The sequence below is a fragment of the Agromyces selenitireducens genome (assembly GCF_052748465.2).
Window position 1 is genome coordinate 2,871,121 of record NZ_CM188259.1, and the last position, 25,680, is coordinate 2,896,800.

Here is a 25,680-nt window from a genome sequence, read left to right on the forward strand (position 1 = left end):
CATGACGCAGGCGATCGCGGAACCGCACATCCTGTGCTCGGACCTGGTGCGCATCTTCAGCGCCGACGGCGTCGAGGTGCAGGCCCTCCAAGGGCTCAACCTGCGCGTCGACCCGGGCGAGCTCGTCGCGCTCGTGGGCGCGTCGGGTTCGGGGAAGTCCACGCTGCTCACGATCCTGTCGGGCCTCGACACCGCCACCGCCGGTGTCGCCCGCGTCGCGGGCCACGACCTGCTGTCGATGGGTGCGCGCGAGCGGGTGGCCTACCGGCGCCGAACGGTCGGGTTCGTCTGGCAGCAGACCTCCCGCAACCTCCTGCCCTACCTCACCGCCGCCGAGAACGTGGCGCTCGCGATGGCGGTCGCCGGCACGTCGCGCGGCAGCGCGCGCGCCGCGCGGGCTGCCGAGCTGCTCGAGTTGCTGGGCGTGGCGGATGCCGCGGACCGGCGCCCCGCGGAACTGTCGGGCGGCGAGCAGCAGCGGGTGGCGATCGCGGTCGCCCTCGCCAACGAACCGAAGGTGCTGCTCGCAGACGAGCCGACGGGCGAGCTCGATGAGGCGACGTCCGCGTCGGTCCTCGAGGCCATGCGGAGCGTGAACGAGCGGCTCGGGGTGACGATGCTCATCGTCACGCACGACCCGTCCGTGTCGGAGCACGTTCGCCGGACCGTGCAGATCCGCGACGGGCGCACGTCCACCGAGGTGCTGCGCTCCACGCGCGTCGACGAGCACGGTGCCGAGCAGGCCGTCGCCGAGGAGTTCGCCGTGCTCGACCGGGTCGGCCGGCTCCAGCTGCCCCACGAGTTCGTCACCGGGCTCGGCCTGCGCGAGCGGGTGCGACTGTCGCTCGAGCCGGATCACGTGCAGGTGCGGCCTGGGCACGACGCTGCGACACCGCCGGGATCGGGCGACGGACCGCCCGCGGCATCCGGCCCCGCACCGGGCGAGGGCGAAACCGAGGAGGCACGATGACCACGCTGCGAGCCGAGGCCGTCACCCGCGTCTACGAGGGCCGTGGCGAGGCCGTCACGGCCGTCGCCGACGTGTCGCTCGACGTCGCGCCGGGCGAACTCGTCGTCGTGACCGGCCGCTCCGGCGCGGGCAAGACCACGCTCCTGAACGTGCTCGGCGGACTGGACCGGCCCACGGCCGGGCGGGTCCTGCTCGGCGACGACGACCTGTCGAGCCTCGACGACGACGCGCTCGCGGCTGTCCGCCGCGACCGTGTCGGGTACGTGTTCCAGTCGTTCGGGCTCATCCCCGTGCTCTCAGCCGCCGAGAACGTCGAGGTGCCGCTGCGCCTGCAGCGCGTTCCGGCGGAGGAGCGCGACGCACGCGTCGCCGAGGCGCTCGAACTCGTCGGGCTCGCCGGACACGCGGCGCAGCGGCCGTACGAGCTGTCGGGCGGGCAGCAGCAGCGCGTGGGCATCGCGCGCGCCCTCGCCGCCCGGCCGTCGGTGCTGCTCGCCGATGAGCCGACCGGTCAGCTCGACAGCGGCACGGCCGCGACCGTGATGGGACTCATCACCGAGCTCGTGCACGCCAAGGGGGTCGGCGCGGTGGTCACCACGCACGACGCGAACCTCGTGAAGCGCGCCGACCGGGTGGTCGAGCTGCACGACGGCCGGGTCACCCGGATCAGCGCACCCGCACCGACAGGCAGGTGACGCAGCCCTCGAGCTTCTCGAACTCGCTGATGTCGACCGTCACGACCCGGTAGCCGAGGTTCGACAGGAGCTCGGCGGTGCGCGGAGCGGAGGCCGACATGAGCAGCGTCTCGTCGGAGAGGAGCACGACCGCGACGCCCTCGGGCTCGGGCACGGCGAGGAACCGCGGGAACAGCGAGCTGGTCTCGAGCAGGTCGGGGTGGCCGATCACGGTTCCGTCGGGCAGCGCGGTCGCGCCGCTCTTCAGGTGGAGCGCCTTCGTCATGGGCACCGCCACGACCGTGTAACCGCGCGGGGCGAGGAGGCCCCGGAGCTGGCGGATCCCCTCGGCGTTGGTGCGGCCGGAGGCACCGACGTAGACGGTGCCGCCCACCTTCAGGACGTCGCCCCCGTCGAGCGTGCCGGGCGCGGCGATGCGCGCGATCGAGACGCCGGGAATGGCGCGCACGGCGCGCTCCACCGCCTCGATCTCGGGTGTGCGGGACTCCGCGCCCGGGTTCGCCAGCACGGCCAGGTCGCCGAAGAACACGACGGTGTCCTCGATGAAGACCGAGTCGGGCAGGTCGGGGGCGGCGTCGACCTCGACGGTGTCCCAGCCCTCGGCGACGAGCGCGGCGCAGTAGTCGTCCCACTGCTCGTCGGCCCTGGCGGTGTCGACGGGCCGTCGCTCGAGGTGGGTGAGCTCGCCCTCGGAGAGGTTCGAGGCGGGGATGCGCACCAGCGCGACCTTGCGGTGCAGGCGGCGCGGCCGCCGGTGGAGCACGGCCCGCTCGACGCGCGGCGCGAGCAGGACCTCGCCGAGCACGGCGGCCACGATGAACGCGAGGTTGATGCCGACGAGCGACCCGAGCACGACGGAGAAGACCTGCCCGCTCACCTCGATGCCGCGCGAGAGGACGTTCGTACTCGCGGCCAGCAGCGCGGCGAGCACCGCCGAGGTCAGGCCGACGAGCCCGGCCAGGAACCAGGCGCGGAGGGCGCCGGCTGCGTTGGCGACGCAGAGCAACGCCCACAGCGACACGCCAGCGAGCGCGAAGTAGCCGATCGCCTGCCCGAGCACGGCCGGATTCTGGCCCTGCGCGATCGACGTGGCGAGGACTCCCGCGGTGAACGCCACGACCGCGACGACCGCCGCCGACGCGATCGCCGCGACGCTCCGTCGTGCCACGGTGGCCTGCGCCGGCGATCGATCCGGGGCAGCCGGGAGGCGGATGGCGGGGGGCGTCGTCATGGCGCCAGCCTATCGGGGGCGCGCAGGCGTCCGGCGCCGGGGCGCCGCCGTGCGACGGCGTCCCGGCGGCGTCCGGGCGGCCGGGCGCGCCGGGCGCTGCACGCCCGGCCGCTCTGCGTCAGCGCGCGGCGGCGAGGCGGGCCTCGGCGAGGCGCTCGGCCGCGTCGAGGGTCGTGATGCCCGCGGCATCCGCGTCGCGCAGCACTGCGCCGACGACGTCGCCGATGCCGGCGATGCGGCGGTCGAGCTCGTGCTGGCCGATGCCGGGGGTGGAGGCGAGGTCGAGGTAGACCACGCCGCCGGCGTTCACCACGAAGTCGGGCGCCCAGGCGATGCCGCGCCCCCGCAGACGGCGCGCGACGTCGCGCTCGGCGAGCTGGTTGTTCGCGGCGCCGACGACGGCGCGCACCCGGAGCTCATCGACGACGTGCGGAGTGAGGACACCGCCGAGCCCGCAGGGCACGAAGACGTCGGCCTCGACGCGGTGCGCCTCGGTGGGCGCGACCCAGGCGGCGCCGAGCTCGTCGGCGAGCGCACGCTTCGACTCGGCGACATCCGTCACCGTCAGGCGTGCGCCGCCCGCGGCGAGCGCGCGGGCGAGGCGGCCGCCGACCTGGCCGAGGCCGGCGACGACGAAGTGGCGGCCCGCGACCTCGCGGGAGCCGAACACGTGGTCGAGGGTGGCGAGGATGCCGGCGTGGACCCCCGCGGCGGTGGCGTCCGCCGGCTCGCCGACGCCGCCCTGCTCGGCGGGCAGTCCGCAGACGTGCTCGGTGCGCTCGTGCACGACGGCCATGAGCTCGGCGCTCGTGCCGACGTCCTCCGCGGTCATGTACGCGCCGCCGAGCGACTCGACGGCGTCGCCGAGGTCGAGCATCGCGTCGTGGCGGCGCGCCTCGTCGAGGGTCTCGCCGGCGGGGATGCAGACGACGGACTTGCCGCCGCCGCGCGCGAGGCCGGCCGCGGCGTTCTTCAGGGTCATGGCCTGCGACAGGCGCAGGGCGTCGGCGAGCGCATCGGTCCAGTGCTCGTAGTGCCAGACGCGGGCGCCGCCGAGGGCCTGGCCGAGTGCGGTCGAGTGCACCGCGACGATGATGGTGAGCCCGGATCGGGGACCGCGCGTGATGAGCACGCGCTCGTGGTCGGGGGCGTCGAGGGGAAGGGCTGCGTGGACCTCGGCCGAGGGTGCCGGGTCGTGGGTGATCGTCATCGATCGGTCTCCTTGTTCATCGCCTTGTGGGCGCGGCTGTTCGGGCGCTTCGTGGGCGCCCTCACCTCAAGGATACTGCGGGTGCGGTGATCGAGTGGGCCGGCCGCCGTATCGAGATCGGTTCGCGATGCGGGTCTCGGCACGGCGCTGCGCGCCTGCTCGACCACCGCGCGGAGTCAGTGGAAGAAGTGCCGCTCGCCGGTGAAGTACATCGTGACGCCCGCGGCCTTCGCCGCGGCGATCACCTCGTCATCGCGGACCGAACCGCCGGGCTGCACGACGGCCTTCACGCCCGCGTCGAGCAGGATCTGCAGGCCGTCTGCGAACGGGAAGAACGCGTCGGATGCCGCGACCGACCCGGCGGCGCGGTCGCCGGCGCGCTCGACGGCGAGCTTGCACGAGTCGACGCGGTTGACCTGTCCCATGCCGACGCCGACGGATGCGCCGCCGGAGGCGAGCAGGATCGCGTTGGACTTCACGGCGCGGCACGCCCGCCATGCGAACGCGAGGTCGGCGAGCGCAGCCTCGTCGGCGGCCTCGCCCGCGACGAGCGTCCAGTCGGCGGCATCCGCGAACGACCGGTCGGCCTGCTGCATGAGGAGCCCGCCCGAGACCTGCCGGATCTCGACGGCGGAAGGCTCGAAGCCGGCGGGCAGCTCGAGCAGCCGGATGTTCTTCTTCTGCGTGAGCACCTCGACGGCGTCGGGCTCGAAGCCGGGCGCCACGAGCACCTCGGTGAAGATGCCGGCGACGGTCTCGGCCATCTCGCGCGTGACCGTGCGGTTCGCGGCGATCACGCCCCCGAACGCCGAGACCGGGTCGCACTCGTGGGCACGGCGGTGGGCGTCGGCGATGGGGTCGGCGGCGCCGGATGCCGCGACGGCGATGCCGCACGGGTTGGCGTGCTTGATGATGGCCACGGCCGGCGCCTCGAAGTCGTAGGCGGCCCGCACCGCGGCATCCGCGTCGACGTAGTTGTTGTACGACATCTCCTTGCCGTGCAGCTGCGCGGCCTGCGCGATGCCCGGGCGGCCGCCGACCGCGGAGTAGCGCGCGGCCTTCTGGTGCGAGTTCTCGCCGTAGCGGAGGTCCGCATCCTTGGTCCATGCGGCGCCGACCCACGCGGGGAAGGGCGACTGATCGGCGGCCTGGTCGGGCGCCACGACGTTGCCGATCCACGACGCGACCGCGATGTCGTACGTCGCGGTGTGGCGGAACGCCTCGCGGGCGAGGTCGCGACGCTGGGCGAGTGTCGTGCCGCCGGCGCGCACGGCCGAGACGACCTCGTCGTAGCGGTCGGGCGAGACCACGACCGCGACATTGGCGTGGTTCTTCGCGGACGCTCGCACCATGGCGGGGCCGCCGATGTCGATCTGCTCGACCACGGCGTCGGGCTCGGCGCCCGAGGCGACGGTCTCGACGAACGGGTAGAGGTTCACGACGACGAGCTCGAAGGGCTTGATCGCGAGTTCGGCGATCTCGCGCTCGTGGTGGTCGAGGCGCAGGTCGGCGAGCAGGCCCGAGTGCACGCCGGGGTGCAGGGTGCGCACGCGGCCGTCGAGGTGCTCGGGGTACCCGGTGACGTCGGCGACCTGCGTGACCGGCAGTCCGGCCTCGGCGATGGCCTTGGCGGTGCCGCCCGTGGAGACGATCTCGACGCCCGCGTCGACGAGCGCGGCGGCGAGCTCGGGCAGGCCCGCCTTGTCGCTCACGGCGATGAGCGCCCGCCGGACGGGCACGAGGTCGCGTTCGCGGTAGAGGCTCGGGTCGATTGCGGCTCCACTCATGATGCGGCGAGCTCCTTCAGGTCGAGGTGCGAGTTGGCGATGTCGAGCACGGCCTGGATGAGCAGGCGTCGTTCGACGGGCTTGATGCGGTCGTGGAGGGTCGTCTCGGTGTCGCCGGGCAGCACGGGCACGCGCTCCTGCGCGATGATCGGACCCCCGTCGACGGAGTTGTCGACGACGATGAGGCTCGCCCCGGTCTCGGTGACCCCGGCGGCGAGCGCCTCGCGCACGCCGTGCGCACCCGGGAACTCGGGAAGGTAGGCGGGATGCGTGTTGACCAGGTGCGGACTGAACGCGTCGACGACGGCGGGCGGGACGAGTCGCATCAGACCCGAGAGGATGACGAGGTCGGGCTCCCACCGCCGCACCTGCTCGATGAGCGCCTCGCCCCATTCGTCGCGCGAGTCGTACGCCGTGAACGGCACGGTGAAGGCCGGGATGCCGAACTCCTCGCCGAGCCCGAGCCCCTCGCAGTCGCGGTCGGCGCCGATCGCGACGACGCGGGCGGGGAACTCGGCGTCCTCCGACGCCTCGAGCAGGGCGCGGAGGTTCGAGCCCGTGCCCGAGATCAGCACGACGAGCTTCAGCACCCTACGAGGGTACCGGGCGCGCAGGCGAGCGGATGACACGGGCACGAGCGCTCACGTGAGCGTGGGCGCGACTACCCCACGGGCGAGGGCTCCTCGCTCTGCTCTTCTCGCGGGCCGGCGTCGACCGTGTTCCGCGCCCGCGCCCGCGCCGCGAACACCCCCGCGACCGCGCCCACGCCCACGCTCGCCGCGCCCGACGCCGCCACGAGCAGCGCGTCGGGGCCGACTTCGGCCAGTCGCCCGGGCCCGGCGGCCCCGCCCGACCACGCGGCGAACACGCCGAGCAGCGCGCCCGCGACGACGCCCGCGCCGACGCCTGCCGAGAGAGTCGCCCACCACGGCGCCTCCTCGTGGACGGGAACGGATGCCGCGACCGCGATCGCGCCGACGAAACCGAGCAGCACCGGCAGCGCGAGCCAGAGCACCCCGAGCGGCGCTCCCTCCGGGGGAAGCGCGCCGAGCAGCGGCAACCCGGGCACCGGGCCGATGAGCGTCACGCTCGGCGACACCGTCGTGCCCGCACCGAGCGCGAAGCCGGGTCCGAGGAGCCAGGCGGTCGCCCACATCACCGCGTTCGGCACGAGGGCGAGCTGCACCATCGTGAGCGTCGCGTCGCCGTCGACGCCCGCCCCGAGCGCCTGATAGAGGCCGACGATGGTGGCGTGGTCGAGCCCGACCCGAACCGTGACCAGCACCGCCGCGACGGCGATGACGCCGAAGGCCGCACCGACGCCCACGCGCACGGCCGCACGGACCCCGTCACGGGCGACCGGCGGGAGCCGCTCGACCCACCCGCGAACGACGCTCGTCGTGGCATCCGTCGACCAGCCGCGCCGTGCGAACGCCCGGGCCACCCCGACGAGCGCGCCCGCCGCCATCACGAGCGCGGGCAGCGCGACGGACTGCCAGGGGGATGGTGCCGCGACCTCAGTCGCCGCGACGAGGCCCATCGCACCGCCGAGGGCGCCGACCGTCACCACGGCCGCCGCGGCACCCACCACCGGATTGCCGCCCTCGGACGCGCGGCGTCCGATCCGGAGCCCGAAGGCGAACGTGAGCACGGCGAAGCCGAGCAGGCCGATCGTCACCGTGAACGGCTCGTCGGCGCCGGGCAGGCCCATCCCAGCGGCGGTCGCCGTGTCGAGCCGGACCGCGACGTCGACGCCGTGCCCGAGCAGCCACACGTCGGCCGCGGCCCGGAAGAACGCGTCGAGCGGTGCGGCGAGGCCGAAGGCGATCGCCCACAGCAGCATGAGCGGCACGAGCGCCACGCCGTACCCGATGAGCGTCGAGACGGTCGCCTCGAGGGCGGCCAGCAGTGCGATCGTCGTGCGTCTCATCGCACTCGACCTTATTGCGCTGCGGCGGGATCAGCCCGCAGGACGTGCGGAGTCGATGCGATGCAGGGCCGCCTCGGCGTCGGCATCCGTCGCAACCGCATCGACGTCGGCCGCCTCGATCGGCGGACGGCGCAGGAGTTCGACGAGCCCGACCGCGAGCAGTGCGACGACGACCGCCCACACCACGGTGGACGTCTCGAGCGGCCGGTTGAACAGCAGCACCAGCGAGGCGATCACGGCGATCGCGACGTACGCGACGACGCGGTAGCGGTGCAGCCCCTCCCCGAACCGACCGGTGGTGACGCCGTGCGCCTCCGCCGAACGGCGGGCGGCTCCGAAGCCGGCGTCGGCGAAGCCGCGCGCGGCGCGCGCCGGACGCCACGGTCCCGACAGCCACGCGATGATCGCGACCGCGATCGCGAGCACCGTGATCGCGGCGATCGTGGAGACCATGAGCTCGGTGAGCCCGCCGTAGATCGCCTCGGCCGCGCCCGACGGCATCAGCGACGGGCTCACGGTGCCGACGAAGAACAGCCTGCCGGTGCCGAAGCCGGCGAGGGTGATCAGCATCGTGAGGGCGAGCCCGCCGGCGGTCCACGCGAGCGCGGCGCTCCGCCGCTTCGCCACGAGCACGCCCGCGGCCAGCAGCACGAGCACGAGGATGGGCAGCCAGGTGCCCACGGCCACCGCGAGCGCGTACACCGTCTGCACGAGCACGAGCGAGTCCACCTGCGCGATGACGACGCTCCGGTTGATCACCGGGATCGCCGAGGCGAAGTCGACGCCGCGTTCGGCGAGCCGGTCCTTCACCTCCTCGACGATGGGTCCGAGCTGCACCGAGAGGCTGCCGTCGTCGCCGATCGCGAGCGCCGCATCGGGGTCGCCCTGCAGCGCCGCGATGAACTGGGTGTGGCTGGCGCGAAGCGTCGTGGCCCACACCTGCTCGAACGCGTCGGACGTGACGACCCGGTCGACGGTCTGGTCGAGCAGCGAGCTCAACCCCTCGGCGGCCGGTCCCTCGAGCAGCGAGAGCGCGTCCTCGGCGCGCGGCGGCAGGTCGAGCGTTCGTATGCCGTCGAACACGTCGGCGGTGAGCTGCTCGATGTCGACCTGCTCCTCGATCGCGTCGGTGACCTGGTCCCCGATGAACGCCTGCACGTCCGGGTCCTCGCCGAGCGGCGCGAACGTCGCGACGAACCGGTCGGTGTCGACGAGCTGCAGCCGCGCCCAGGCGCTGATGACCGCGACGGGCGCGAGCAGCAGGCCGACGAGCACGAGCGCAACGGCCGCGATCGTGCGCCCGCGGTGGCGCTTCACGGGTGGTGCGGTGACGGATGCCGCGGTGCCGGCCGCTGCGGCATCCGTCGCCGTCTCGCGTAGCCGCGCGTTCTCGGCCTCGAGTTCGGCGATCCGTGCCTTGAGATCGTCGTCAGCGCTCGTCGCATCGCCCATGGCGTACTCCCGTCGTCGGTCCCCCACGTGGCGACGCTATCGATCGGGCGTGCGAACGGCGGGACGATGGTCCCGCGAGGCGGATGCCGCGGTCGCCTGGATCAGTGCACGAACGCCTTGAGCAGCATCATCGCGAGTCCGAACCCTGCGGTCGCGAGTGACCCCAGCACCTGCATCAGCATCGAGGCCCCGCGCCGCCGGAACGCGATGAAGCCGAGCACGGCGAGCACGATCACGCCGGCCCACAGCGCCGACCACAGCGCGAGCGAATCGGGCACTGCCCGCGTCGCGCCGAGGAGCAGGATGAACGACGGGATGAGGGCCGAGACGAGCAGGCCGAGGGAACGGCGGAACGAGATGCGGAACGCCTCCCGGAGGCCGACCGTTCGGTGATCGTCCATGCCGTGGTGGGCGACGGTGCCCGCGTAGAGGTGCGCCGCCCAGAACACGAGCACGGTCACGAGGACGGTCCAGAACGTCGTCCACGAGCTGTCGCCGTGGCCGCCGGCGAGGACGATCATGCCCGAGACGAGGATCACGCCGTAGACGGACTCCTCGGTCACGAAGCTCGCCCGGAGGATGTGCACCGGACTCCGCTGCTCGGTCATGGCACCAATGCTGCCATGCGGCGGACGTTCCGGCCCCCGATCTGGGGGGTGAGGGATCCTCGATATCGGATGCGGCGCGGACCCGACCGGGAGTAGCGTGCGCAATGGCACTGACGACTCCCCTACGGCGCGATGCACGTCCCGCGAGGCTCTACCCACCTCGCCCGACGCGCCGACGGAAACCCGAACTCTCCCGCCTCATCGGCCGCAGAGGACCGTCCGGCCCGCCCGGGCCGGACGACGCTGCGAAACCCGGAGGCGATGATGCCGCTTGCAGCTCGAGACCGAACGCCCGACGAACGCGCCGCCTTCCGGCGGCGATGTCTACGAGGAGCCGCCGCGGCGGGCCTGATCGCGCTGGTGGGCACCGCGCTGATCGGCGGCCCCGCCCAAGCCGCCCATCCCGAGGTGAGCCTCGGCGGCAGCGAGTTCGAGATCGACACGAACGCGAACCTGAAGGTCGATGACCCCGCCCCGCCCTCGCTCGACTGGGCGAACGTCGCCGAAGCTCGCCAGTCAGACGCCCTGAGTGGAAGCGGCGACGACGCCTTCGGACAGGGCTCGAAGGAGGACACCGAACCTCCCACGGTCGTCGCCGGCAGCATCCCGCCGAACAAGAGCGACCTGAAGACCTTCGGCACCTACCTCGAAGAGACGCCGGGCGGCGACTTCCTGCACATGTTCTGGCACCGCGTCCAAGATCCGACCGGCACCACCAACATGGACTTCGAGTTCAACCAATCCGAGGTGATCTCGAGCAACACTGTCACCCCGGTCCGCACCGCAGGCGACCTGCTGATCCAGTACGACCTCGCCAACGGCGGCACCAACCCGGAGCTGTTCCTCTCCCGGTGGATCACCGCAGACGAGCCGCGCTCCGGCATCTGCGAGGCATCCAACTCGCTCCCGTGCTGGGAGGACCGGGTCAGCCTCAGCGCGACGAACGACGCGACCGGATCGATCAACACGACGGCGATCCCCGCCAACGAGTCCGACGGCCTCGGCAGCGTCTCGGCGCGGACGTTCGGCGAGGCGACGGTCGACTTCTCGGCCATCGTCGGCGACGGGTGTGTGACGTTCGGCAGCGCCTACCTGAAGAGCCGGTCATCCGACTCGTTCAGTGCGGCACTGAAGGACTTCATCGCACCGCTCGACACCGGCCTCGACACGTGTGCCAAGGTCACGATCCGCAAGGTGACCGATCCGAGTCCCAACCCGGACGACGAGTCGTTCGCCTTCACCACGGCGAACTTCGACACCCCTGACGGTGCCGATCCGACGTTCAGCCTGGGCGACGGCGACAGCGAGGAGTTCGACCAGGTGTTCCTCGGCACGGGCCTCACGGTCACCGAGGACCTGAGCCAACTGCCTGCGGGCTGGAAGCTGGACTCGATCGACTGCAGCGCGAGCACGGGCGTGACCCCGGTGACGGATGCCACCACGGGCACGATCACGTTCGACCTGGACGAGAACAGCGACTCCGTCGACTGCACGTACTACAACGAGACGGGCGGCACGGTCATCATCAGGAAGGCGACCGATCCGAGTCCTGATCCGAGCGAATCGTCGTTCGGCTTCTCGACCGTCTTCGACCGGCTGTCCGGCGTGAGTGATCCGACCGCGAACAACCCCTCACCGACCCTGAAGGACGGAGAGAACGCGACGTACACCGACGTCCTGCTCGGCACCGGGTACACCATCACCGAGGACACGCTGCCGACAGGCTGGACACTCGAATCCATCGACTGCACCACCGGTACGTCCGGCGTCGTCCCCGACATCGACCTGGCGACGGGAACGGTGACGTTCGACATCGACGACGCCTCCGACGTGCTGGACTGCACGTACGGCAACCAGACCGGTGGAACGGTCATCATCCGCAAGGTGACGCAGCCCAGCCCGGACACGAGCAACGCCTCGTTCGACTACACGACCGGGCTGTCGACCCTCGGAGGTGACGTCGATCCGACGTTCGACCTGCTGAACGGCGAGAGCCAGACGTACATCGACGTGCTGTTCGGGTCCGGGCTGACGGTCACCGAGAGCGCCCCGCCTGCCGGCTGGGAGCTCGTCGGGATCGACTGCAGCGCGAGCACCGACGTCGTCCCGACGATCGACGGCGCGACGGTGACGTTCGCCATCGACGACGCCGATGACATCCTCGACTGCACGTACACGAACCGGGCATCCGGATCGATCGTCGTGGAGAAGATCACCGACACGGGAACCGGGTCGTTCGACTTCACGTCGACGACCCTGTCGCCGTCGCCGTTCACGCTGACGACGACTGCCGCGGGCGCCGCGGGCAAGGACTCGGAGACCTTCTCCGACCTCGACCCGGGCACCTACGACGTGGCCGAGACGGTCCCGGCGAACTGGAACCTGTCGAGCGCGACGTGTGACGACGGCTCTGATCCGGCCACGATCGGGCTGAGCCCGGGCGAGACGGTGACCTGCACGTTCACCAACGTCCGCGAGCTCGGCGCCATCGAGATCACGAAGCTGCGCAAGCACGCGGCCGACGGCCTCGGGGTGAACCACCCGCACGCGGGTGTGGAGTTCGTGATCACGGGCGGTGAACTGCCCGTCGAGGGCATCACCGTGACGACGGATGCCAACGGCGTGGCGTGCGCGACCGGCCTGCTCGTCAGCGACCTGCCCGGCGTGGGCCTCTACACGATCACCGAGACGATTCCGGGCGGCTACGCCGACGTCGGAACGCAGACCGCCAACGTGACGGAAGCGGCCGACTGCGACAGCGCGAACGCTGGTGCGGTCAAGGAGTTCGTGAACACGCCCCTGACCGACATCACGGTCAGCGTCGACTCGCAGGTCGACGGCGGCACGTTCTCGAGCATCGAGTGCTACGTCACCGAGGCCGGCCCTGATGCCGAACTCGACGTCTCGCTCGACCTCGAGCTCGACGATCCGACGCTCACCCTCGAGGACCTCGAGCCCGGCAACATCACGTGCGACTTCGTGATCGACCCGTGATCTGAAGGGAACTGAATGAGGGATGGTCCCCGCGGGCACTGCCCGCGGGACCATCCGTGCCAGGCCCGACGCGTGCCCAGTACTGGGGGCATGAGTTTTCCTCACTTTCGGGTTACGGCTCGAGCCGCACGGGAGTACCGTGCCGAGTGGCGTGAAAGACCCCTACGGCGCGATGCACGCCCGGCGACGCTCTACCCACCTCGCCGGACGCGCCGGACGGACACCCGAGCCCGCCCCGTCGCCCGCAGAGGACGTCCGGCCCGCCCGGACCGGACGAAGCTGCGACACCCGGAGGCGATCATGCCCCTCACAACCCGAGCCCGTACACCCGACGAGCGCGTCACGCGCCGGCGGCGAAGTCTTCGCGCCGCCGCTGCCGTCGGCTTCGCCGCCCTGCTCGGCACGGCTCTGATCGGCGGCCCCGCCCAAGCTGCCCACCCAGAGGTGAGCCTGGCTGGGAGCGAGTTCGAGATCGACACCGACGCGAACCTCAGGGTCGACGACCCGGCACCGCCATCGCTGGACTGGGCGAACGTTTCGGAGGCCCGTCAGCCTGACGAGCCGAGCGGATCCGACGACGATTCCTTCGGCCAAGGCTCGAAGGAGGACACCGCGGTGCCCTCGGTGGTCTCGGGCAGCATTCCGCCGAACAAGAGCGACCTCCTCACATTCGGCACCTACCTCGAGGCGACCGCCGGCGGGGACTTCCTGCACATGTTCTGGCATCGGGTCCAGGAGCCGAGTGGCACGACGAACATGGACTTCGAGTTCAACCAGTCGGAGACCATCTCGGCGAACGGCGTCACACCGGTGCGGACTGCGGGAGACCTGCTGATCCAGTACGACCTCTCGCAGGGCGGCACCAACCCGCAATTGTTCCTCTCGGAGTGGGTGACGACGGGCGACAAGTCCCTGTGCGAGGCGTCCAACAGCACTCCCTGTTGGGGTGACCGGATCAACCTGAGCGCATCGGGGGACGCGACCGGCTCGATCAACACCTCCCCGATCCCATCCGCAGAGGCCGACGGACTCGGCGACATCTCCGCGCGGACCTTCGGCGAGGCGACGGTCGACTTCTCGGCGATCGTCGGCGACGAGTGCGTCGCGTTCGGCAGCGCGTACCTGAAGAGCCGCTCGTCCGACTCCTTCACCGCGGCGTTGAAGGACTTCATCGCTCCGCTCGACACCGGCATCAACAACTGCGGCGCCCTGGTGATCGAGAAGACGATGAAGGACGCGGGCCTCGGCCTCGGGCAGGACCACCCGCAGGCGGGTGTGACCTTCACGGTCAGCGGCGGCGGCCTCGAGGAGCCCGTCGACCTCGTCACCGACGAGAACGGCGAGGCCTGCCTGGCCGGCCTCGACTCCGGTGACTACACCGTGACCGAGACCGTTCCCGCCAACTACGCCGTCACGTCCGACAACCCGCAGACCGCGACGGTCGTCGAGGACACCGACTGCGACGACGATCCGACGGTCACGTTCACCAACGTGCCGTTGACCGACGTCACGGTGAGCGTCGACTCGCTGGTCGACGACGGGACCTTCTCGAGCATCTCGTGCGACGTCGAGGGCTCGGACGAGGTGTCGCTCGACGACGAGCTCGATGATCCGAGCATCACGATCGAGGACCTCGAGCCGACGACCGTGATCTGCACCATCGTGATCGATCCGTGAACTGAGAGGAGCATCCGAAACGGATGACACGAGGGGCCCCGCCGGCATCGCCGACGGGGCCCTGCGGTGCAGGCGCGGCGTTGGCGCGAAGGCGCCGTGCCGCGGCATCCGCTGCCTTACGCGCCGAGCGCCTCGTACACCTCGCGGAGCAGGCGCGCGGTCTCGGACGGCGTCTTCCCGACCTTGACGCCGGCGGCCTCGAGGGCCTCCTGCTTCGCCTGGGCGGTGCCGGCCGAGCCGGACACGATGGCGCCGGCGTGGCCCATCGTCTTGCCCTCGGGCGCGGTGAAGCCCGCGACGTAGCCGACGACCGGCTTGGTGACGTTCGCCTTGATGAAATCGGCCGCGCGCTCCTCGGCGTCGCCGCCGATCTCGCCGATCATGACGATCGCCTTCGTCTCGGGGTCGGCCTCGAACGCCGCGAGCGCGTCGATGTGCGTCGTGCCGATGATCGGGTCGCCGCCGATGCCGATCGCGGTCGAGAAGCCGAGGTCGCGGAGCTCGTACATCATCTGGTACGTGAGCGTGCCCGACTTCGAGACCAGGCCGATCGGGCCCTTGCCGGTGATGTTCGCCGGGGTGATGCCGACGAGCGACTCACCGGGGCTGATGATGCCCGGGCAGTTCGGCCCGATGATACGGGTCTTCTCGCCCTTCTCCTTGGCGTAGGCCCAGAACTCGGCGGAGTCCTGCACGGGCACGCCCTCGGTGATGATGACGAGGAGCGGGATCCCGGCGTCGATGGCCTCGATCACGGCGTCCTTCGTGTAGGCCGGCGGAACGAAGGCGATGGAGACATCCGCCCCCGTCTGCTCGATCGCCTCGGCCACCGACGCGAACACGGGCAGCTCGACCGGGTTGCCCTCGGCGTCCTTGTGGAGCACCGTGGTGCCGGCCTTGCGCGCGTTCACGCCGCCGACGACCTGGGTGCCGGCCGCGAGCATGCGCGCGGTGTGCTTGGTGCCCTCGCCGCCGGTGATGCCCTGGACGATGACCTTGGAGTCCTTGTTCAGAAAGATGGTCACGGTTGGAAGTCCTTCGTCTCGTACGGCGGGTTACGCGTTCGCCAGCTCGGCGGCCTTGTCGGCGCCCTGGTCCATGTCTTCGGCGAGGGTGACGAGCGGGTGCGCCGCCTCCTCGAGGATGCGGCGGCCCTCGGCGACGTTGTTGCCGTCGAGTCGCACGACGAGCGGCTTGTTCGCGGCCGAGCCCAGCTCGGCGAGCGCGCCCACGATGCCCTTGGCGACCTGGTCGCACGCGGTGATGCCGCCGAACACGTTGACGAAGACGGCGCGCACCTGCGGGTCGCCGAGGATGATCGACAGGCCGTTGGCCATGACCTCGGCCGACGCGCCGCCGCCGATGTCGAGGAAGTTCGCCGGCTTCACGCCGCCGTGCGCCTCGCCCGCGTACGCGACGACGTCGAGCGTCGACATGACCAGCCCCGCCCCGTTGCCGATGATGCCGACCTCGCCGTCGAGCTTGACGTAGTTGAGGTCGAGCTCCTTCGCCTTCGCCTCGAGCGGGTCGGTCGCCGCCTTGTCCTCCAGCAGCGCGTGGCCGGCGTGGCGGAACTCGGCGTTCTCGTCGAGCGTCACCTTGCCGTCGAGCGCGATGACCTTGCCGTCCTCGTCGAGGATCAGCGGGTTCACCTCGACGAGCGTCGCGTCCTCACCCGTGTAGACGTCGTAGAGCTTCACGAACACGTCGGCGACCTGGTCGACGAGTTCGGCGGGGAAGTTCGCAGCGGTCGCGATCTCACGCGCCTTCTCGGCCGTGATGCCTGCGTTGGGGTCGACCTCGATGCGGGCGAGGGCCTCGGGCTTCTCGACGGCGAGCTGCTCGATCTCGACGCCGCCCTCGACGCTCGTCAGCGAGAGGTACGAGCGGTTCGCGCGGTCGAGGAGCACCGAGAAGTAGAACTCCTGCGCGATCTTCGCGCCCCCGGCGACCATGACCCGCTTGACGACATGCCCCTTGATGTCGAGACCCAGGATCGCCTTCGCGGCCTCCTCCGCCTCGTCGGGGTTCTTCGCGACCTTCACGCCGCCGGCCTTGCCGCGGCCGCCGGTCTTCACCTGGGCCTTGACGACCACGACGCCGCCGAGCTGCTCGGCCGCGGCGCGCACCTCTTCGGGCGTGTCGGCGACGATGCCCGGGAGCACCGGCACTCCGTACTTCTCGAAGAGGTCTCTGGCCTGGTACTCGTAAAGATCCACGCTCTGCTTCCAATCGTTCCGCGGTTCGCGCGTAGGGATGGTGGGTGAGGGGGCCCGGATGACCTCTCGACGTCGAGATACCTCGATATCGAGATAACGGGCCGCGACCATGGTACCCCTCCGCCGTGGCGCGCCCGAACCGGGGCAACGCCGCACGTCACGACGCGACCCCGAGGTGAGCCTCTCCATGCTGGCGCGCGTCGGGCGTCACTGCGAGACTGCCGCCATGACGGATGCCGCAGCCGAACCGACGCACCGCAGCGACCCGCACTCGGGCGCAGTCCACGCCAAGCTCAACTGGCTCCGCGCCGGCGTGCTCGGCGCGAACGACGGCATCGTGTCGGTCGCCGCGCTGGTCGTCGGCGTCGCGGCAGCGACGTCGGACGTCGGCGCGATCCTCGTGGCGGGCGTGGCATCCGTCGCGGCCGGCGCGATCTCGATGGGCCTCGGCGAGTACGTGTCGGTGTCGAGCCAGCGCGACACCGAGCACGCACTCATCGCCAAGGAGCGCGAGGAGCTCGCGACGATGCCCGAGCAGGAGCTCGCCGAGCTCGCCGAGATCTATCGCGGCAAGGGCCTCTCGCCCGAGACGGCGGAGCGCGTTGCCGTCGAGCTCACCGCGCACGACGCGATCGCCGCCCACCTCGAGGCCGAGCTGCACATCTCCGAGACCGACGTCGTGAACCCCTGGCACGCCGCATGGGCGTCCGCCGCGTCGTTCCTCGTCGGGGCGATCCTGCCGATGATCGCGATCCTGCTGCCGCCGCCCGAATGGCGCATCGTCACGACGTTCATCGCGGTGCTCGTCGCGCTCGCGATCACCGGCTGGCTGTCGGCGTGGATCGGCGGGGCACCCCGTGTCCGGGCGATCTCCCGCGTCGTGATCGGCGGGGCGCTCGCGCTCGCGGTCACCTGGGCCATCGGCGCGTTGCTCGGCGGAGCGGTCTAGGCGGGCCGCCCGGGATCGGCATGGCCGAGGCACGGATCGGCATCTCCGGCTGGCGCTACCGGCCGTGGCGCGGCGTGTTCTACCCGAAGGGCCTGCGCCAGGCCGACGAACTCGCCTACGCGGCCGAACGCATGACGTCGATCGAGCTGAACGGCTCGTTCTACTCGCTGCAGCGGCCGGCGAGCTGGCAGCGCTGGCGCGACGGCACGCCCGACGGCTTCGTCTTCGCGGTCAAGGGCCCGCGGTTCATCACGCACGTCAAGCGCCTCGGCGACGTCGACGCGCCACTGGCCAACTTCTTCGCGTCGGGCGTGCTCGACCTCGGCGCGAAGCTCGGCCCGGTGCTGTGGCAGCTGCCGCCGACGCTCGCGTACGACGAGGCCCTGCTCGAGTCCTTCCTGGCGCGACTGCCGAAGACGAGAACGGATGCCGCGGCCCTCGCCGCCCGGCATGATGACCGCATGGAGGGCAGGGCCTCGTTCGCGGCGACCGCGGCGGGGGCGGCGGGCGACGCGCCGATCCGGTACGCCGTCGAGGTGCGGCATCCGTCGTTCGAGGACCACGCCGACGCATGGGCGGCGGTGCTCGAGCGGCACGGCGCGGCATCCGTCACCGCCGACACCGCGGGGAAGTACCCGCGCCTGGACCGCACGACCGCGGACTTCGCCTACGCGCGCCTGCACGGCGAGGAGGAACTGTACGCGTCGGGCTACGACGACGCGTCGCTCGACCGGTGGGCCGACTGGACCCGCGCGCACCTCGAAGCCGGCCGCGACGCGTACCTCTACTTCGACAACGACATCAAGGTGCGCGCGCCGTACGACGCGATGGGACTCATCGCCCGGCTGCCGCGGCCGGCGGTGATGCCGCCTCCGGCCACCGGGGCAGGCTGACTCGGGCCACCGTGACGAGGCGCACCTCGTCGGCGTCGGTCTCGCGGAGAATCCGGCGTCACCCTCGACGCATGGCGTCGATCGCGTGCCTCGCCGGTCCGGCGACCGTCGGGTCGGGGTGCTCCGCGACGGCGACGAGCGCGGCCTCGGCGACGGTGCTCCGCGCCGAGAGCAGGGCGTCGAGGGCCTGCTCGCGAAGGACGTGAGCGCTCGGATGCCCGAGCACCACGTCGGCGAGCCGTCCGTACTCCGCGGCGCACGCGGCGTCGTCTCGGACCACCGGGACCCGGAGCTCCGTGCGCACGGCGGGCGGCTCGGCATCGCGCGCGTCGCCCGCGACCCGGATCCGTCGTTCGCAGTGCACCACGAGGTCGAATCGTCCGCCCTCGGGCAGCGAGGAGCGGAGGTCCTCGAGGGTGAGGAACCGGTTCAGCAGGATCCTTCCGCGATCCGGACGGTCGCTCGCGACGAGCACGCTCGATTCGACTCCGCCGATGTCGACCTCGTCCGCGAACGGGTCGCGGAGCGGCACCGAGTCGGGGCCGTCCGCCTCGAACGAGTACTCTCGGCTGCGCGCCGTGGAACGCGCGCCGGCCGACCGCAGCTCGAACGGGTCGCCGTCGCCGAGCCGGATCTCCGTCATGATCTCGACCGGTGCGCCCGCCACCACCTCGGACGCGTCGATCCGGAACCGCACCTCGACGGTGCGTCCGGCCACCGACACGTCGCCGACCGCTTCGACCGGTTCACCTGAGCCCATCATCGTCCTTCCGCTTCGCGGCTCATCAGAGGAAGCGGACGCGGAGCGTCGCGCGCTTCGTGGCGAGGACGCTGTCGACCGCTGTGACCGTGACCGTCCCCGTGAACGCCGCCGGCCGGGTCAGGGTCGCGGTGGTCGCGACGGGCGCCGCCGCGGGGACGCCCACCACGGTGACGCCGGCGGCGGCCGCCGCGGCGTCGACCGTCCAGTTGACGGTCCGCCCGCCCGGGTCGGCGTTCAACGCGAGGGCCGTCGACAGCACCCCCGCCGGGACGGGCGATGGAGCGGCGGTGAGCCCGCGCAGCCGGACGACGACGATCCGGATCCGGCCGAGGCCCTCACGATTCGGGAGCGCCTGGTCGACGACCTTCACGGGGAACCGGCCCGCGACGAGACCCGCCGTGATGGCCGCCCCGGCCGGCGGCACGACCGCGCCTGCGGCGATCGCGAGCGGACCCGACACCACGCTCCAGACGACGGGGCGGCCCGCCACCGACGCGGTCACCGTGGCCGTGCCCGTCGCCACGCCGTCGGCGGCGATGCCCCCCGCCGCCGCGGGCACGTTCGCGGCACCGGTGATCGCGGTGAGCGTGATGAGCGGATTCACCGCTGCGTACGGATCGAGCGGCGCGGTGACCGAAGCGCCCGGGAACCGGTGCTGGGTCCGGAACCGGAAGTTCGGACCCTGCTGGATGAGCGAGCGGATGTGCACGCCGTTGTCGAACTCGACCGGCGACGCCGCGCCGCTCCACGCCCAGGCATGGAAGCCCTGCCGCAGCGTCCAGACGGCCGGGAGCCTGCCGCCGGGCGGGTTCTTGCCGACGAAGCGGTTCACGTCGACGCTGGCCGTGCCGGTGAACAACTGGTCGTTCCACCCGTTCGCCGGCGCCGAGAGCGCGCCGACGGGAGCGGGGTTCGGTCCGGTGCCGTTGATCAGCGGCGTCAGGCCGAACGCGTCGGAGCCGCCGGCCGTGATCGTCTCGCCGATGACCCGGGTGCTCGGCACGGCGTTGTCGGACTGGCCGAACCGGATCGGATTGATCGATCCGTAGACGGCCGGGTTGCCGGTCGGACCCGCCGGGCCGAGCCCGGTGACGCGAGTGGGAACCGAATCGATCCGGAGGGGCGTCTCGTTGAAGCTCGCGGTGGCGGTGTCCGCGACGCGCACGCGCATCCTCCCGGTCGAGCCGCCCGGCGTGATCACGGTCCCCGCGACGCTCGCCCCCGCCGCCTGCGGGAGCGAGACCGTCACGGCACGTCCGGCGGGGTTCGTCACGGTCACGACGTTGCCCGTGTTGCCGGTCAGGCCGCCCCGGTTCGCGTCGATCGTGCCGGCCGGGGCGGCGGTGGTGCCACCGCCCGCGATGGGGACGGGGATGAAGGCCGGGTTCGGGTTGACGGTGATGGTGTCGACGCTCACGAACGTGATGTTCCCGGAGACGGCTTGGTCGGCAGGCGTCGCGGTGAGCGCGGCTTGGACCTGGAAGACCGTGCCGCCGCCGGCCGGTGCGGTCCCGAGCGGGGTCGGCGCCGAGCGGATGGTCGCGCCGCGGCGCCCCCGGGGCGTCACGGTCACGCCCGCCGGCGCCCCGACGAGGGACCAGGTGAGGGCACCGGCGCCCGCGGCCGTCGCGGTCACCCTCATGGATCGTCCCGCGCCGAGCTCGGCACCGGCGGCGACCGCGGTGACGACGGGCGCGTAGTGCGGCCCCGGCTCCGCCCGGGAGAGGAGGGCGGCGGCACCTCCGGGTGCGGGGCGGCCCGTGGCCCGGGTCTGCTGCACCACGTGCGCGAGCTCGTGGTAGAGGAGGCTCCGATTGCGCTCCGCCTCCAGGTCGCCGGTCTGCGCCGCGACGCCGATGTCCTCGCCCGTCGTCACGGCTCGCGCGCCCGCCCGATGCAGGGACTCCGACGTCGCCGGATCGTCGTGGATCCGGACGCCCGCGAAGCTCCACCCGAAGTGCGATTCGGCCGCGGCCCGCACGCCGTCGGCGAGGGTCCGACCGGGCCGGGCAACGGACGGTCGCGACGGCTGGGGATGGGGCACGTCCGATCCCGTGCTCCGACGCGGCGACGCGACGTGCTGCGCCGCGCGCACCGCCTCACGCTCCGCTTCGTCGCCGCGGACCCGGGCCGGCGTCGAGGCGACCGCGGCCGGGGTGCCGAGCACCGACGCCACGGCGCGGTTGCCCGCCGTCTGCTGCAGTCGAGCGACGATCATTCCGGTCGTGGTCGCGGCGCGCGTCGGCGTCGAACGGGCGGCATCGTGGCGGCCCTGCCGTCGGACCGCGGCACGTGCGCCGCCCGCTCCGAAGATCGTCGCCGGCTCGGAACGCAGGAGCGCCACGATCGCCCCTCCGTCCTCGGGGTACGGACCCGGATCTCCATTCTCCCGCTGCCCGTCCGGCTCGCCAAGACTCGCCCTCGGCCGTTGGCGACGTTTCCCCTGCCCGATCGGGCACCGCCGGGGCGCGGGCGCGGTGGACCGGCGTCAGAGCTTCTCGATCGGCGCGATCTTGATGAGGAGCTTCTTCTGCCCGGCCGCGTCGAAGGCGACGTGGGCGATGCGCTTGGTGCCCTCGCCCGTGACCTGGCGCACGGTTCCCTCGCCGAAGTCGGTGTGCCGGATGCGGTCGCCGGCCTCGAGCGTGAGGTCGCCGTTGTCGCGCACGGTGCCCGTGACGCGGTTCGCCCACTCGGTCTTCGTGCCCGCGGACTTCGTGACGCTGTACCGTTCGAGGTCGCGGTCGCGCGTGCCCCACGCGCCGCCGCCGGCGCCGTAGCCGGGGCGTCGCGCGTTGAGTGCGCGCGGCTGGCTGCCGCCGCGGCTGTTCGCCATGCCGGGCGACTGCTTCCAGTCGACGAGCTCGTCGGGGATCTCCTGCAGGTAGCGGCTCGGCATCGCGACGGACACCTCACCGAACTGGGCGCGGCTCATCGCGAGCGAGAGGAAGAGCCGCTTGCGCGCGCGCGTGATGCCGACGTAGAACAGGCGCCGCTCCTCGGCGGGGCCGCCGGGCTCGGAGGCCGACATCTGGTGCGGCAGCAGCCCCTCCTCGAGGCCGGTGAGGAACACGGCGTGGTACTCGAGGCCCTTCGCGGTGTGCAGGGTCATGAGCGACACGGTGCCGGATGCGTCGTCGAGCTCGTCGGCGGCGGCCACGAGCGAGACCTGGGTGAGGAAGTCGACGAGGCCCGCGCCGGGATTCTCGCGGTCGAAGTCCTTGGTCTGCGCGAGGAGTTCCTCGACGTTCTCGGCACGCGTCTCGTCCTGCGGGTCGCGGCTGTTGCGCAGCGTCGCGACGAGGCCCGAGCGGTCGAGGAGGAATGCGAGCACGTCGGAGACCTTCGCGGCGCCCTCGTTCGTGCCCTCGTCGAGGCCCTTCTGCGACGGCACGAGCATCGCGGATGCCTCGTCGAGCACCTTCGCGAGGTCGACGATGGCCTTGGTCACCTTCGGTCCGAGCCCGAGCCCGTCGGCGGCGCGCATCGCCTGGCGGAACGACAGGTCGTTCTGCTCGGCGAAGCTCGCGAGGCTCGTCTCGGTTGCCGGGCCGATGCCGCGCTTGGGCGTGTTGAGGATGCGGCGCAGGGCCAGCTCGTCGAGCGGGTTGGCGACGGCGATGAGGTACGCCATCGCATCCTTGATCTCGGCGCGCTCGTAGAACTTCGTGCCCCCGACCACGCGATACGGCACGGCCGAGCGGACGAAGATCTCCTCCAGCGCACGGGTCTGCGCGTTGGTGCGGTAGAACACGGCCATGTCGCGGTACGCGACGCCGGCACGGTGCAGCGCCTCGATCTCATCGACGACGAACTGCGCCTCGTCGTGCGCGGTGTAGCCGGTGTACCCGGTGATCTTGTCGCCGTCGCCGTCGGCGGTCCAGAGCTTCTTGTCCTTCCGGTCGAAGTTGTTCGAGATGACCGCGTTCGCCGCCGACAGGATGTTCTGCGTCGACCGGTAGTTCTGCTCGAGCAGCACGACCTTCGCACCGGGGAAGTCGCGCTCGAACTCCACGATGTTGCGGATGTCGGCGCCGCGGAAGGCGTAGATCGACTGGTCGGAGTCGCCGACGACGGTGAGGCCCGCGCCCGGGATCCGGCCCGCGGCATCCGTCATGCCCCGCACCAGCACGCCGTGCGAGTCGAGCTCGGCGACGACGTCGGGCTCGACCGGGCGCGTGAGCTCGCGGATGAGCGCGTACTGCGCGTGGTTGGTGTCCTGGTACTCGTCGACGAGGATGTGCCGGAACCGCCGCTGGTACAGCGCCGCGACCTTCGGGAACGCGCGGAACAGGTAGACCGTCTCGCTGATGAGGTCGTCGAAGTCGAGCGCGCTCGCGTCGCGCAGCCGCCGCGTGTACTGGCGGAAGATCTCGAGGAACATCACCTCGTTGGGATCGTTCGTGTTGACGTTCCGCGCGTACGTCTCGACGTCGCTGAGCTCGTTCTTGAGCTTCGAGATCTTCGCCTGGGCGCTCGCGGGCGTGAAGCCGAGGGTGTCGGCATCCAGTTCCTTGATGATGCGCTTCAGGATGGTGCGCTGGTCGGCCGAGTCGTAGATCGTGAACGTGCTCGACAGCCCGATCGCCTCGGCCTCGCGGCGGAGGATGCGCACGCACGCCGAGTGGAACGTCGAGATCCACATGCCGCCGGCGGCCTCGCCGAGCAGCGCCTCGACGCGCTCGCGCATCTCGGCCGCGGCCTTGTTGGTGAATGTGATCGCGAGGATCTGGCTCGGCCATGCCTCGCGCCCGTCGATGAGGCTCGCGATGCGGTGCGTGAGCACGCGGGTCTTGCCGGACCCCGCGCCCGCGACGATGAGCAGCGCGGGCCCGCGGTACTCGACCGCGACGCGCTGCTGGGGGTTCAGACCGGCCGTCAGGCGATCGGATGCCGCGGGGCCGGCGCCGTGCGGTGCGCCCGCACGTTCGTCGGTGGCCGCGACGGGCGCCTCGCGCCAGCCGGTGGGGTCGTCGGGGTCGAGGATCAGCGTCATGTCCTCTCAAGTGTAGGCGCGCCTTCCGACAGCGCCCCCTGACCCCGACGCTCCGCCCGACTCCCCCACTTCCTACCCGACTCACGCGAATCGGCCCATTCGAGGGCCGATTCGCGTGAGTCGGGTCGATGGAGTGGGCCGTGCCGTCGGGCTGTGGAGAACCGAGCGCACAAGGCGGCGGGCGTTGGCACGCTCGACGCATGGCGCGCGATCCCCTCCCCCACGAGCTTCGCCTCGGCCCGTTCCGGATGTCCGAGGCGATCGCGCTCGATATCGGCGCGAAGCGACTCCGTCCGCCCCGGATCGCCGCGCCGTTCCACGGTGTGCGGTCGCCCGACCCGATCACCGACCTGCACTCGAGGTGCCGCGCCTATGAACCGCTCATGCTCGCGGGCAATGGTTCAGCCACACGACCGCAGCACGGCTCTGGGGGCTCCCCCTCCCGCGAAAGTTCGAGCGCGACGACCGCCTCCATGTGAGTACCCGTCGACGCGAGCCCCAGCGTGCCGGCGTGGTCGGCCATCGCATCACCGCGAAGCGCGAGCTCCGCCTCCACCTCGGATTCCTCGTCAGCGGCCCGGCCGACGCGTGGTGCGAGCTCTCGTCTGCGCGGGCCCCGGATGGCACGCGGCCGACCCTGGACGAACTCATCGCCGCGGGCGATCGGCTGCTCGCGTGGTCGGACCCGCTCGCGACGTCCGAAGAGGTGCAACGGGCGATGGCGCGGTTCGCGAAGAGCCGCGGCATCCGTTCGATCATGGCGGCGGAACCGCACCTGCGGCCCGGATCGGCCTCACCCCGGGAGACGCAGCTGCGTGTCGCGGTGCTCGCCGCGCCCGCGGGCTTCCCCGAGCCCGAGTGCAACGGCGAGATCGTGCTCGGGTCCGGCAGTCGGACGCACGGCGACCTCGTCTTCCGGGAGTACCGAGTCGTGCTGGAGTACGAAGGTGATCAGCATCGCACCGACGTCCGGCGATGGCGTCGCGACATCGACCGGCTGAACGACCTCGCGAAGGCCGGATGGCTCGTGATCAGGATCCACGCCGAGACGCCCGAGGCTGTGTGGGCGGATTGGCTCGAGTCGGCGCTGCGTTCCCGGGGCTGGTCGCCGCAGGCGCGCTGATCCGGCGGCGGCTCCCTTCCGAGACTCCCCCATGCCCGTCACGGCATCCTCTTTCCCCTTGCCGCCCATCGACTCACGCGAAATCGCCCTACCCGGGGCCGCTTGACGTGAGTCGCCCCCAGGACGCTCCACCATCGACTCACGCGAAAACGCCCCGCCGGGGGCCGATTCGCGTGAGTCGGA

General features: G+C 71.9%; 19 protein-coding genes. 7 read left to right on the forward strand and 12 right to left on the reverse strand.

What is annotated here, in order from left to right:
- Nucleotide 1: 1 nt before the first annotated feature.
- On the forward strand, nt 2-970 hold the full coding sequence (locus tag ACULK4_RS13415) for an ABC transporter ATP-binding protein (protein WP_445966083.1): 969 nt from the start codon (nt 2-4) through the stop codon (nt 968-970).
- The gene (locus tag ACULK4_RS13420) at nt 967-1,665 is read left to right on the forward strand and encodes an ABC transporter ATP-binding protein (protein ID WP_445966084.1); all 699 of its coding nucleotides are present in this window, start codon (nt 967-969) and stop codon (nt 1,663-1,665) included. The genes ACULK4_RS13415 and ACULK4_RS13420 overlap by 4 nt, the downstream gene beginning before the upstream one ends.
- Here the strand turns inward: ACULK4_RS13420 and ddaH are convergent.
- From ddaH to ACULK4_RS13455, 7 genes are all read right to left on the reverse strand, one after another.
- Nucleotides 1,637-2,896, reverse strand: a complete 1,260-nt coding sequence (gene ddaH, locus ACULK4_RS13425; protein WP_445966085.1) for a dimethylargininase — start codon at nt 2,894-2,896, stop codon at nt 1,637-1,639. The genes ACULK4_RS13420 and ddaH overlap by 29 nt on opposite strands.
- Before the next feature lie 118 nt (nt 2,897-3,014).
- Nucleotides 3,015-4,106, reverse strand: coding sequence for a Glu/Leu/Phe/Val dehydrogenase dimerization domain-containing protein (locus ACULK4_RS13430; protein WP_445966086.1), 1,092 nt, complete (start codon nt 4,104-4,106; stop codon nt 3,015-3,017).
- 176 nt (nt 4,107-4,282) lie between these two features.
- Nucleotides 4,283-5,893 (reverse strand): bifunctional phosphoribosylaminoimidazolecarboxamide formyltransferase/IMP cyclohydrolase, encoded by a 1,611-nt coding sequence (gene purH, locus ACULK4_RS13435; protein WP_445966087.1) that lies wholly within the window; start codon nt 5,891-5,893, stop codon nt 4,283-4,285.
- A complete protein-coding gene (gene purN / locus ACULK4_RS13440) occupies nt 5,890-6,483 on the reverse strand; it encodes a phosphoribosylglycinamide formyltransferase (protein WP_445966088.1) in 594 nt (197 codons plus the stop codon). The genes purH and purN overlap by 4 nt, the downstream gene beginning before the upstream one ends.
- A gap of 71 nt (nt 6,484-6,554) precedes the next feature.
- Nucleotides 6,555-7,823, reverse strand: a complete 1,269-nt coding sequence (locus ACULK4_RS13445) for a cell division protein PerM (protein WP_445966089.1) — start codon at nt 7,821-7,823, stop codon at nt 6,555-6,557.
- 30 nt (nt 7,824-7,853) lie between these two features.
- Entirely contained in the window at nt 7,854-9,302 is a 1,449-nt protein-coding gene (locus ACULK4_RS13450) for a hypothetical protein (RefSeq protein WP_445966090.1), read from the reverse strand.
- A 74-nt stretch (nt 9,303-9,376) separates the two neighbouring features.
- On the reverse strand, nt 9,377-9,883 hold the full coding sequence (locus ACULK4_RS13455; RefSeq protein ID WP_445966091.1) for a hypothetical protein: 507 nt from the start codon (nt 9,881-9,883) through the stop codon (nt 9,377-9,379).
- Nucleotides 9,884-10,243: 360 nt separating this feature from the next.
- Here ACULK4_RS13455 and ACULK4_RS13460 point away from each other — a divergent pair, with 360 nt between their 5' ends.
- Nucleotides 10,244-12,877 (forward strand): prealbumin-like fold domain-containing protein, encoded by a 2,634-nt coding sequence (locus ACULK4_RS13460; RefSeq protein ID WP_445966092.1) that lies wholly within the window; start codon nt 10,244-10,246, stop codon nt 12,875-12,877.
- A gap of 300 nt (nt 12,878-13,177) precedes the next feature.
- The gene (locus ACULK4_RS13465; RefSeq protein WP_445966093.1) at nt 13,178-14,554 is read left to right on the forward strand and encodes a prealbumin-like fold domain-containing protein; all 1,377 of its coding nucleotides are present in this window, start codon (nt 13,178-13,180) and stop codon (nt 14,552-14,554) included.
- A 116-nt stretch (nt 14,555-14,670) separates the two neighbouring features.
- Here the strand turns inward: ACULK4_RS13465 and sucD are convergent, their stop codons facing one another.
- Both sucD and sucC read right to left on the reverse strand, forming a co-directional pair.
- Nucleotides 14,671-15,579, reverse strand: coding sequence for a succinate--CoA ligase subunit alpha (sucD, locus tag ACULK4_RS13470; RefSeq protein WP_445966094.1), 909 nt, complete (start codon nt 15,577-15,579; stop codon nt 14,671-14,673).
- Between the two features lie 30 nt (nt 15,580-15,609).
- Complete coding sequence (gene sucC, locus ACULK4_RS13475; RefSeq protein WP_445966095.1) at nt 15,610-16,773, reverse strand: ADP-forming succinate--CoA ligase subunit beta; 1,164 nt, start codon at nt 16,771-16,773, stop codon at nt 15,610-15,612.
- Between the two features lie 226 nt (nt 16,774-16,999).
- On the opposite strand from sucC, the gene ACULK4_RS13480 reads away from it, so the two are divergent.
- Both ACULK4_RS13480 and ACULK4_RS13485 read left to right on the forward strand, forming a co-directional pair.
- On the forward strand, nt 17,000-17,722 hold the full coding sequence (locus ACULK4_RS13480) for a VIT1/CCC1 transporter family protein (RefSeq protein WP_445966096.1): 723 nt from the start codon (nt 17,000-17,002) through the stop codon (nt 17,720-17,722).
- Between the two features lie 20 nt (nt 17,723-17,742).
- On the forward strand, nt 17,743-18,615 hold the full coding sequence (locus tag ACULK4_RS13485) for a DUF72 domain-containing protein (protein WP_445966097.1): 873 nt from the start codon (nt 17,743-17,745) through the stop codon (nt 18,613-18,615).
- A 58-nt stretch (nt 18,616-18,673) separates the two neighbouring features.
- Here ACULK4_RS13485 and ACULK4_RS13490 read toward each other — a convergent pair whose 3' ends face one another.
- The 3 genes from ACULK4_RS13490 to ACULK4_RS13500 all read right to left on the reverse strand — a co-directional run bounded on the left by ACULK4_RS13490 (nt 18,674) and on the right by ACULK4_RS13500 (nt 24,374).
- Entirely contained in the window at nt 18,674-19,378 is a 705-nt protein-coding gene (locus ACULK4_RS13490) for a hypothetical protein (protein WP_445966098.1), read from the reverse strand.
- A 22-nt stretch (nt 19,379-19,400) separates the two neighbouring features.
- Nucleotides 19,401-21,722, reverse strand: coding sequence for an eCIS core domain-containing protein (locus ACULK4_RS13495; protein ID WP_445966099.1), 2,322 nt, complete (start codon nt 21,720-21,722; stop codon nt 19,401-19,403).
- Between the two features lie 144 nt (nt 21,723-21,866).
- The gene (locus ACULK4_RS13500) at nt 21,867-24,374 is read right to left on the reverse strand and encodes an ATP-dependent helicase (RefSeq protein ID WP_445966100.1); all 2,508 of its coding nucleotides are present in this window, start codon (nt 24,372-24,374) and stop codon (nt 21,867-21,869) included.
- A 511-nt stretch (nt 24,375-24,885) separates the two neighbouring features.
- Here ACULK4_RS13500 and ACULK4_RS13505 point away from each other — a divergent pair.
- On the forward strand, nt 24,886-25,497 hold the full coding sequence (locus ACULK4_RS13505) for a putative endonuclease domain-containing protein (protein ID WP_445966101.1): 612 nt from the start codon (nt 24,886-24,888) through the stop codon (nt 25,495-25,497).
- Nucleotides 25,498-25,680 lie beyond the last annotated feature (183 nt).